This is a genomic window from Kluyvera sp., assembly GCF_965301105.1.
In genome coordinates this window covers 1-2,325 of sequence record NZ_CBDKZX010000176.1, presented here as the reverse complement: position 1 = coordinate 2,325, position 2,325 = coordinate 1, and the positions used below count along the sequence as shown (strand labels likewise).

Annotated in this window: 2 protein-coding genes and 1 pseudogene; all 3 read left to right on the top strand. The window is 59.9% G+C overall.

Annotated elements, in window-relative coordinates; all coding sequences use genetic code 11:
- Window positions 1–776 (top strand): 3-isopropylmalate dehydrogenase (gene leuB / locus ACW14G_RS22845; protein ID WP_455648856.1); only part of this gene is annotated, 776 nt, incomplete at its 5' end.
- A 2-nt stretch (window positions 777–778) separates the two neighbouring features.
- A complete protein-coding gene (gene leuC / locus ACW14G_RS22840) occupies window positions 779–2,179 on the top strand; it encodes a 3-isopropylmalate dehydratase large subunit (protein WP_163448263.1) in 1,401 nt (466 codons plus the stop codon).
- 10 nt (window positions 2,180–2,189) lie between these two features.
- Window positions 2,190–2,325: pseudogene (gene leuD, locus ACW14G_RS22835) on the top strand (3-isopropylmalate dehydratase small subunit); the annotation flags it as partial.

The following is a 2,325-nucleotide window of genomic DNA, read 5'->3' as shown; positions in this document are numbered from 1 at the left end:
GCAACCTGCGCCCGGCGAAGCTGTATCAGGGGCTGGAAGAGTTCTGCCCGCTGCGTGCCGACATCGCCGCTAACGGCTTCGACATCCTGTGCGTGCGCGAACTGACCGGCGGCATTTACTTCGGCCAGCCGAAGGGTCGCGAAGGCAGTGGTCAGCACGAGAAGGCATTTGATACCGAGGTGTATCACCGCTTTGAGATCGAACGTATCGCTCGCATCGCCTTTGAATCCGCGCGCAAACGTCGTCACAAAGTGACCTCGATTGATAAATCTAACGTACTGCAGTCTTCCATTCTGTGGCGTGAAATCGTCAGCGAAATCGGTAAAGAGTATGCGGACGTTGAGCTGGCGCACATGTACATCGACAACGCCACCATGCAGTTGATTAAAGACCCGTCGCAGTTTGACGTCGTGCTGTGTTCTAACCTGTTCGGCGACATCCTCTCCGATGAGTGTGCGATGATCACCGGCTCCATGGGCATGCTGCCGTCCGCCAGCCTGAACGAAGAAGGCTTTGGCCTGTATGAACCTGCGGGCGGCTCCGCGCCGGATATCGCCGGCAAGAACATCGCCAACCCGGTGGCGCAGATCCTGTCGCTGGCGCTGCTGCTGCGCTACAGCCTGGACGCCAACGACGCGGCCACCGCCATCGAAAGCGCCATCAACCGCGCGCTGGAAGAAGGCGTACGTACCAGTGATTTAGCCCGCGGCGGCGCGGCGGTCAGCACCGATGAAATGGGCGATATCATTGCCCGCTATGTTGCCGAAGGGGTGTAACCATGGCGAAGACCTTATACGAGAAGTTGTTTGATGCCCACGTGGTCTATGAAGCGCCGAACGAAACGCCGCTGCTGTATATCGACCGCCATCTGGTGCACGAAGTGACCTCGCCGCAGGCGTTTGACGGCCTGCGTGCGCACAACCGCCCGGTGCGTCAGCCGGGCAAAACTTTCGCCACCATGGATCACAACGTCTCCACGCAGACCAAAGACATCAACGCCTCCGGCGAGATGGCGCGTATCCAGATGCAGGAACTGATTAAGAACTGCAACGAGTTCGGCGTCGAGCTGTATGACCTGAACCATCCGTACCAGGGCATCGTGCACGTAATGGGGCCGGAACAGGGCGTTACCCTGCCGGGTATGACCATTGTCTGCGGCGACTCCCACACTGCCACCCACGGCGCGTTTGGCGCGCTGGCGTTCGGGATCGGGACTTCAGAGGTTGAGCACGTGCTGGCAACGCAGACCCTGAAACAGGGCCGCGCCAAAACCATGAAGATTGAAGTAAAAGGCAAAGCCGCGCCGGGCATCACCGCCAAAGACATCGTGCTGGCGATTATCGGTAAAACCGGCAGCGCTGGCGGCACCGGGCACGTGGTGGAGTTCTGCGGTGAAGCGATTCGCGACCTGACCATGGAAGGCCGCATGACCCTGTGCAACATGGCGATTGAGCTGGGCGCGAAAGCGGGCCTGGTCGCGCCGGACCAGACCACCTTCAACTATGTCGAAGGCCGTCTGCACGCGCCGAAAGGCAAAGATTTTGACGATGCCGTCGCCTACTGGAAAACCCTGCAAACGGATGAAGGCGCCACTTTCGACAGCGTCGTCACCCTGCAAGCGGAAGAGATTGCCCCGCAGGTCACCTGGGGGACTAACCCGGGCCAGGTTATCTCCGTGAATGACAACATTCCGGATCCGGCCTCATTCAACGATCCGGTCGAGCGCGCCAGCGCCGAGAAAGCATTGGCTTACATGGGCCTGAAGCCGGGGATCCCGCTGACCGACGTGGCGATCGATAAAGTCTTTATCGGATCCTGTACCAACTCACGCATTGAAGATCTGCGCGCGGCGGCGGAAATCGCCAAAGGCCGTAAAGTGGCGCCGGGCGTGCAGGCGCTGGTGGTGCCGGGTTCCGGCCCGGTGAAAGCGCAGGCGGAAGCGGAAGGTCTGGATAAGATCTTTATCGAAGCCGGTTTTGAATGGCGTCTGCCGGGCTGCTCAATGTGCCTGGCGATGAACAATGATCGCCTGAATCCCGGCGAGCGCTGCGCCTCTACCAGCAACCGTAACTTTGAAGGCCGTCAGGGCCGCGGCGGTCGTACGCACCTGGTAAGCCCGGCGATGGCGGCGGCAGCCGCGGTAACCGGCCATTTCGCCGACATTCGTAGCATGAAATAAGGAAACCATCATGGCAGAGAAATTTACCCAACATACGGGACTGGTGGTGCCGCTGGATGCCGCGAACGTCGATACCGATGCCATCATCCCGAAGCAGTTTTTGCAGAAAGTGACCCGCACCGGCTTTGGCGCGCACCTGTTTAACG